This is a genomic window from Zarconia navalis LEGE 11467 (genome assembly GCF_015207075.1).
Lineage (GTDB): Bacteria > Cyanobacteriota > Cyanobacteriia > Cyanobacteriales > Geitlerinemataceae > Zarconia > Zarconia navalis.
The window spans coordinates 1-7,065 of record NZ_JADEXN010000278.1 but is presented as its reverse complement, the minus strand read 5'-3'; the positions used below and the strand labels follow the sequence as shown (position 1 = coordinate 7,065).

Annotated in this window: 8 protein-coding genes; 2 read left to right on the top strand and 6 right to left on the bottom strand. The window is 50.6% G+C overall.

All coding sequences use genetic code 11. The features are described from left to right. On the top strand, positions 1 to 1,344 hold a 1,344-nt coding region (locus IQ235_RS14625), incomplete at its 5' end, for an alanine--tRNA ligase-related protein (protein WP_264322181.1). 154 nt (positions 1,345 to 1,498) lie between these two features. Here IQ235_RS14625 and IQ235_RS14620 read toward each other — a convergent pair. From IQ235_RS14620 to nuoH, 5 genes are all read right to left on the bottom strand, one after another. Further along, complete coding sequence (locus IQ235_RS14620; RefSeq protein WP_264322180.1) at positions 1,499 to 1,900, bottom strand: hypothetical protein; 402 nt, start codon at positions 1,898 to 1,900, stop codon at positions 1,499 to 1,501. A gap of 209 nt (positions 1,901 to 2,109) precedes the next feature. After that, positions 2,110 to 2,421, bottom strand: coding sequence for an NADH-quinone oxidoreductase subunit NuoK (gene nuoK / locus IQ235_RS14615; protein ID WP_264322179.1), 312 nt, complete (start codon positions 2,419 to 2,421; stop codon positions 2,110 to 2,112). Positions 2,422 to 2,464: 43 nt separating this feature from the next. Continuing rightward, on the bottom strand, positions 2,465 to 3,088 hold the full coding sequence (locus IQ235_RS14610; protein WP_264322178.1) for an NADH-quinone oxidoreductase subunit J: 624 nt from the start codon (positions 3,086 to 3,088) through the stop codon (positions 2,465 to 2,467). 76 nt (positions 3,089 to 3,164) lie between these two features. Then, positions 3,165 to 3,785 (bottom strand): NAD(P)H-quinone oxidoreductase subunit I, encoded by a 621-nt coding sequence (gene ndhI / locus IQ235_RS14605; RefSeq protein ID WP_264322177.1) that lies wholly within the window; start codon positions 3,783 to 3,785, stop codon positions 3,165 to 3,167. Between the two features lie 43 nt (positions 3,786 to 3,828). Further along, on the bottom strand, positions 3,829 to 4,947 hold the full coding sequence (gene nuoH / locus IQ235_RS14600) for an NADH-quinone oxidoreductase subunit NuoH (RefSeq protein WP_264322176.1): 1,119 nt from the start codon (positions 4,945 to 4,947) through the stop codon (positions 3,829 to 3,831). Between the two features lie 213 nt (positions 4,948 to 5,160). Here nuoH and IQ235_RS14595 point away from each other — a divergent pair, with 213 nt between their 5' ends. Next, positions 5,161 to 6,621: a bifunctional orotidine-5'-phosphate decarboxylase/orotate phosphoribosyltransferase gene (locus tag IQ235_RS14595; RefSeq protein ID WP_264322182.1), complete on the top strand. Its 1,461-nt coding sequence runs from the start codon at positions 5,161 to 5,163 to the stop codon at positions 6,619 to 6,621. Between the two features lie 58 nt (positions 6,622 to 6,679). Here the strand turns inward: IQ235_RS14595 and IQ235_RS14590 are convergent. After that, positions 6,680 to 7,065 (bottom strand): hypothetical protein (locus tag IQ235_RS14590; protein WP_264322175.1); only part of this gene is annotated, 386 nt, incomplete at its 5' end.

The window sequence follows — 7,065 nt, the reverse complement described above, 5'->3', positions numbered from 1 at the left end:
CGCGATGCCCACGAAACCGTTGATTTGACGGTGCGGGGACATTTGGATGAGTTGGCGGCTTCGGTGAAGGCGACGGAGTTTTTGGGCTATACCGATTCCGACGCGACGGCAACGGTGGAAGCGGTGTTTGCAAATGGCAATACTGTAGAGGCTGCCCAGGCAGGGGACCAGGTGCAAGTGGTGCTCGATCGCACGCCGTTCTATGCCGAGTCTGGAGGGCAAATCGGCGATCGCGGCTACCTCAGGGGCGAGGATTTGCTGGTGCGGGTGGATGACGTGAAAAAAGAGGGGGCGATTTTCGTCCATTTCGGTCGGGTGGAACGGGGAACCCTCAAGGGGGGCGATCGGATTTCGGCCACCATCGATCGGGCCTGTCGCCGTCGCGCCCAAGCTAACCATACGGCAACTCACCTGTTGCAAGCGGCCCTGAAGAAAATCGTCGACGATTCCGTGTCCCAAGCCGGTTCTTTGGTGGATTTCGATCGACTTCGCTTCGATTTCAACTGCCCCCGTTCCCTGACTCCAGAGGAGGTGCAGGAAGTGGAAAATCGGGTCAATACCTGGATTGCCGAGGCGCATCCGGCACAGGTGGAAACGATGGCCCTTGAGGAGGCGAAGGCGAAAGGGGCAACGGCGATGTTCGGGGAAAAGTATGCCGATGAAGTGCGCGTCATCGATTTTTCCGGCGTATCTATGGAGTTGTGCGGCGGCACCCACGTGGGAAATACGGCGGAAATTGGCGCGTTCAAGATAATTTCGGAAACCGGGATTGCCTTGGGGATTCGCCGGATCGAGGCGGTGTCAGGCCCGGCCATTTTAGATTATCTGAATTTGCGCGATCGGGTGGTGAAGGATTTGAGCGATCGTCTCAAAGCTAAGCCGGAAGAGATTCCCGATCGGATTTCGAGCTTGCAGGGGGAACTCAAAGCCACCCAGAAGGAACTTGATGCAGTCAAGTCGGAACTTGCCGTAGCGCAATCGGAAGGGTTAGTTTCTCAAGCGGAAGCTGTGGGTGAATTTAAGGTACTCGTTGCCCAGATGGGAGAAGCCGATGCCAACTCCCTGAAAACCGCAGCCGAACGGTTGCAGCAAAAGCTGGGAACATCTGCGGTGGTGTTAGGTTCGTCTCCCGGAGATGGCAAAGTGAGTCTGGTGGCAGCTTTTAGCAAAGAGGTGAATGGCAAAGGCTTACAAGCGGGCAAATTCATCGGTTCCGTCGCCAAACTCTGCGGCGGTGGCGGTGGCGGACGACCGAATTTAGCCCAGGCGGGAGGACGCGATCCGAGTCAGTTGGCAGCGGCATTGGAAAGTGCGAAGGCGCAGTTGCTTGAGGGGTTGGGGTAGTCAAAGAACCACAAAGACACCAAGGACACAAAGTTGGATAAGAAAGTTGGATAAGAAAGTTGGATAAGAAAGTTGGATAAGAAAGTTGGATAAGCATAGGGCGATCGATGATGGGCAAAACCTGAGATCGCCGAGTGCTGTTTCTCGATATTTCTCAGATCGTCTCTTGCAAAAACTTGCCCCACTCCGCCGCTATATTGACCTGGGTAAAGGGAATAGTGACGGGAGAACGATCGTTATTCAGGGTGAATTCTAATCCAGCTTTTCCTTTGTTGGGTGACTCACCTTCTACAGGTTTTCCATCGACGATTAAGCGAATTTTACTGACATCATCCAAGGAAAAGGTTTGTAAATCTTTGGGGTCTTTTCGGGTTGGTTTTCCCCAGGTAATTTCTCGTCCTTTTTGCCCCAAAACGGCGTAAATATCGTATTTCGATCGCTCGAAAGATTCCGCCCAGATTCGGTAGGCTTCCACTTTCTGATACTCGTTCCATCCCGCCCATGCTAGCCAGAAAAATAAGACCAGCAGCGGCAACCATAATAGTCCTCTTTCCATTATTATTCGTATGTTTTAAATCAATTTCTTATTGAGTTGCGGACAGTCGGGGTAGTGCCCCTGTGCCTACCCCGTTACCTGTGCTTACCCTACAACTTTTTTGCGTTTTATTTACCTTTCAAAACTATCGAAAAAAGACGCGATCGCTCGCGCCCTTCTCATCTTTTTGATACTATAAGATTAAAAAAGTCAACTGCTGGAAATATTTCTTACCACTTCAACAAGTTGAACTTCTCCATATCCACCGTATCTCGATTTCGGTAAATTGCCAAAACGATCGCCAAACCTACAGCCGCTTCCGCCGCCGCAATCGTAATCACAAAGATAGAAAAAATTTGACCTTTAATATTCTCAGGATCGAGATAATTTGAGAATGCCATTAAATTTAAATTTACAGCATTCAACAGCAGTTCGATCGACATCAGAACTCGCACGGCATTCCGACTAGTAATCAAACCATAAATGCCGATGCAAAAGAGCGCCGCTGCTAGTAGCAAAAAATATTCGAGTTGTAGTTCCATACTTTTATGTTTTCGATCGCCACTCAATGAAAATGAGTTTCGGTTAACTTCCCGTGGAATCCGATCCAGACTCGCTCAAAGCCCCTACTGCCTCGCGAGGACGTTCGGGTAACTGGAAAGATAAATTTTCCTCAGAGGCCGATCCGATATCCGGGATAATATCGCGACGGGCAATCACAATTGCCCCTACCATCGCCATCAGCAACAGCACCGACACCAACTCAAACGGTAGCAAGAAATCAGTAAAGAAATGCGTACCAATCTGCAACGTCGTACTCTCGGTTGAAGGCATCGCCTCAGAAATCGACCAAGGTGTGGACAATACCATCGTCGCAAGCAAAGCAAACAAACCGGCACAGACTGCCGCCGTCGCCCCTTTGCGAACCCATCCCCGCGTCATCGGTACGAAGTCCTCGCGCTTGTTGACCAACATAATGGCAAACAGAATCAGCACGTTCACCGAACCCACGTAGATGAGAAGCTGGGCAGCCGCGACGAAATCCGCATTCAGCAGCAGGTACATCCCGGCAATACTGGTGAATACCGCCCCCAGCAAAAATGCCGAGTAGACGATATTGTCGAGCAAAACCACCCCCAGGGCGGCAGAAATCATCATCAGGGTGAGTAGACCTAAAGAAACGATCTGAACCCCTTGCGCTAAATTCACAATTTTTATCCTTTATCCTATGTCTTGATGGTTTCGCGTCCTCAACGGCGCGCCTTCAACAATACGCGATCGGGTACTACTTCGTCTCGGCTGTCGCCTCAGAAGCGGCAAGTTCTGCTTCGAGTTCTTCGAGCAGTTCTTCCGGACGGCGACCGGCGCGGCGTGCCCCTGCAGGTAAATCATGGGGACTGATGACACCCTTGGGTAGGTACGCAAACTCTCGCATCGGGGTCACCATGGGGTCGTCTTTGATATTCGCTGGCAAGCGACCCAATGCGACGTTATCGTAGTTTAATTCGTGGCGATCGTACGCGCTCAGTTCGTACTCTTCAGTCATGGACAAGCAGTTCGTCGGGCAGTATTCCACGCAGTTACCGCAGAAAATGCAGACCCCGAAATCGATACTGTAGTGCTTGAGTTGCTTTTTCTTCTGGGCTTTATTAAATTCCCAGTCCACAACGGGTAAGTTAATGGGGCAAACCCGGACGCAGACTTCACAAGAAATGCACTTGTCGAATTCAAAGTGAATTCGCCCCCGATACCGTTCGGAGGGAATCACCTTTTCGTAAGGATACTGAACGGTGACCGGACGGCGTTGCATGTGGTCGAAGGTGACGGACAAGCCTTGACCGATATACTTGGCGGCTTGGAAAGACTCTTTAGCGTAGTCGCCGACTTGTTTGAGGAAGTTTAACATGGTGTTCTCTGTCTCAGATTTCGGATAGGGGATAGATGACCTGTTAACCGCCAAAAAACGCGGGAAATGCCAGTTTCAGTGCTGCGGTCAGCAGAAGATTCACCAAGGCAACGGGTAAGAGAAACTTCCACCCCAAATTGAGTAACTGATCGATGCGAACGCGGGGTGTCGTCCAGCGCAGCAGAATGGCGATAAAAACCAGCAAGTAGGTTTTCACCAGCACCATCGTAATCCCTAAAGATGCAGTAACCACCTGGACTACGGGGCTGTTGATGCTAAAACCGAGTAAATCCGCCAGCAGTTCTACGGGAACCAGGAAGTCCCATCCCCCCAGGTAAAATACGGCAAATAGCAGGGCGCTGAGAATCAGATTGACGTAGGAACCTAGGAAAAATAGCGCAAACTTCATCCCCGAATATTCGGTCTGATACCCGGCCACGATTTCTTCTTCTGCTTCGGGTAAATCGAAGGGTAGACGTTCGGTTTCAGCCAGGGCGGCGATCCAGAAAATAATGAAACCCACCGGCTGTCGCCAGATATTCCAACCCAAGATTCCGTAACCCGATTGTTGGTTGACGATGTCAATCGTACTGAGGCTGTTAGACATCATCACCACCGCCAGAACGGAGAGGGCGAGGGGAATTTCGTAGCTAATGGATTGGGCGGCCGCCCGCAAACCGCCGATGAGGGCGTATTTATTGTTAGAAGCATAACCGGACATCAGCAAGCCAATGGGGGCAACGCTGGAAAGGGAAATCCATAAGAACGCGCCAATACCCAGGTCGGTAATCACCAAGTTCTGCCCGAAGGGAACGATGAGGAAGGACAGAAAGATGGGAATCACGACGATCGCCGGGCCGATGGTAAACAGCCAGGGGTCGGCTTTATTGGGGATGACATCTTCCTTGACGAGGAGTTTGAGGCCATCGGCGACGGGTTGTAGGGTTCCTAAGGGACCGGCAAACTCGGGGCCGATCCGTTGCTGGGCGGCTGCGGAGATTTTTCGTTCCAGCCAAACGGCAACAAGTACTCCCACGGTTGCCACGACGAGCATCAAGCCCAAGGGTAAGGGCATCCATACGACTTTTGCCGCACCCGGAGGCAGACCGAGGTCGATTAAGCTTTGAATAATACTGCCTTTGAGATCGATTCCTGAGTCCATACAGACTTACCAGATTACTTTATGAAGATTTTTTACTGAGTTACATTTTCTTAGTATATCGCTCGGTTGCTCGCTGACCGCGATGTGTGAGAAATTCGACTTTGGGCGATCGGGTCGAATGGGGAGAATGGTGTGGGGTGTAGGGTGTAGGGTGTGAGGACAAGTCCGCACGTTCGCGATTTTTCCCTCCTCAACATTCTTCTAGAGGTCTTTATGAGTTTTTATGAAAAATTAAATGCTGCGATCGCCCGAAATCGAAGTTTGTTGGTGGTGGCGCTCGATCCCAACCCGGAAATGATGCCTCGAGGCGATCGAGCGGACGATCCCATCGCGGCGGACAAACTGGTGACGAGTCTAAAAGATTGGATGGCGTTTGTTATCGGTGCGACCAGCGATCGGGTTTGCGCTTACAAGCCCACTCTGGGATTCTACCAAGCCCTGGGTACTGCCGGTCTGGAACTGCTGTTCCAAGTGCTGGAGATGATTCCCGATTCGATACCGGTGATTCTCGATGCCAAACACGGCGATCTTAATACCAGTAGTGTCCTGGCAAAAACGGTATTTGAAGAGTGGCAGGTGGATGGAATTACTCTCAACCCTTATGCAGGACAGGATTTGGTTGCCCCGTTTCTGATGTACCCGGATAAAGCCGTTTTCCTCTTATGTCGTACCTCCAATCCGGCGGCGGTGGTATTGCAGGAGTATCCAGAACCCGAATCGCCCTTTTACTTGCAACTCGTGGAAGAGGCGAAGGCTTGGGGAACTCCAGAACAATTGGGGTTTGAGGTGGGGACGACAACGGCGGATGTCTTGACCATGGTGCGATCGATCGCCCCGGAACGTACGATTCTGACGCGCAGTATTTGGGGCGGGGGGGATATGGATGAAATTCTGGGTGAAGTCTTGAAAGGGGGACTTAATGCCACTGGAGAGGGGTTATTGATTCCCGTTCCCCAGGATTTACTGGCTAGTGAAAATTTGGCGGCGGAAGTAGATCTCCTCAATCAAAAAATCGATCGAATTCGCGATCGTGTCAGCCAAGAAAATGCCCGCTGCGAGTTGTGGATGCCCGATGTTTGCATCTTGGAAAAACACCCCCACCAAGATTTAATTTTGCAACTGTTCGATATTGGTTGCATTCTTTTTGGGGATTACGTTCAAGCCTCGGGGGAAACTTTCACGCATTATATTGACTTGCGTAAAATTATCTCTAACCCCCAAGTTTTCGATCGGGTTCTCCAGGCTTACGGCGAGATTTTGCAAGAATTGAAGTTCGATCGCATTGCTGGAATTCCCTATGGTTCTTTGCCAACCGCAACGGGGCTATCTCTGCGGTTGGAACGCCCGATGATTTTCCCCCGCAAGGAAGTCAAAGCCCACGGCACTCGACGGGCGATCGAAGGTGGTTTTGTTCCGGGGGAAACCGTGGTAGTGGTCGAGGATATTTTAATTACCGGAAATAGCGCCATGGAAGGGGCTGCGAAATTGAAATCGGCGGGGTTGGTGGTTGAGGATATCGTGGTATTACTCGATCGGGGGGAAGAGGTTCGGAATTATCTCAAAGATAATGGGTATCGCGCTCATTCGGTGTTGTCGATTTTTGAAGTGGCAGATACGCTTCTCAAATCGGGGCGAATTACGCCGAAACAGGCGGAAGCGTTATGTCACGAGTAGGTGGTTTTAGCGGCGTTGTGAGATCGGCTTAAAAGCGAGCGAAAACGGGCTTCGACACCTAATCTTTCAGACCGGGTAATGCTTGAAAAGGAAACATGCTCTTCACAAAACAATAGCCAACATCATACCGATCTCGATGCCGTAGCTCGCCATACTTTCGATCCCATTTTCCTGTCTCTAAATCCTCCTGTAAGTGTAATAATCCATCCTCTAATTCATCGGGATGTATTTGAGAAAATGATGAAATCCCATGACGAATATCGCGATTCAAGTAAAATTCGGGTCGTGCCCACCCCACCGCTGCAAATGAATCGAATAAGTCACGGGGTAAGGGAAACGGTTCGACATCGATCGCTGCGCCAGTTATTGAGTGAATTTCTGAGGCTAGCTGAGATATTGGCAAAAACGTAGACCGAACATCGGCAATTAATGAGGGAAAATATT